Genomic DNA, 628 nt, shown 5'->3' with positions numbered 1-628 from the left:
CGGCGCGGCGGGACTCAATCTGCTCGGGGGTGTAGCCCCGCCACTGGTGGCGCCGCCCGCGCCGGGGACGGGGCCCCTGGGAACGGCGCCCACGCCTGCCACCGCCGTTGTTGCTGCCGGCTTCAGGGCGGTCCGCGCGCCGGGTTGGTCGCTCGTTGTCACTCATTAGGCCGCCCATTGTCCCCCATCCCCGCCTCCGGCCGAAGCCGCCGCGGCCGCGCCCCTCGCCGAGGTCGGTTGAAGTTACGTGCCGAGGTCGGTTGAAGTTACGTGCCGAGGTCGGCCAAAACAGGCGCATGTCCTAGAGGGGGTGTCCAACGCTTTGCGGCTGTTATTCAGATTGGCGGCTGATGAACCCGGACATCCCTGGGACAGTGAATGCGACGACGCCGTAGTCCGGAGCATAGATCAGCCCCCTTGGGTAGGAGACTGCTGCGTCGGAGGCCGAGTTTTCCGATGGGTTTACCGGCTCTTCGTATTTGGGGGTGCGGCTGGTGGTGTGTTCTGGTCGGCCCGAGGACGGCCTGCCGCGTGGTTGTTCCGTGCGGCCGCCCCTCAAGCTCAAGTGCGAAGCGCTGGTCAGTGCTGGTCGGCGCTGGTTTCCGACCTTGGGGTGTGGTTTACGACC

Origin of the sequence: Actinomyces succiniciruminis, assembly GCF_900002405.1 — a bacterium.
GTDB classification, from domain to species: domain Bacteria; phylum Actinomycetota; class Actinomycetes; order Actinomycetales; family Actinomycetaceae; genus Actinomyces; species Actinomyces succiniciruminis.
Note: the sequence above shows the minus strand (reverse complement) of the source record.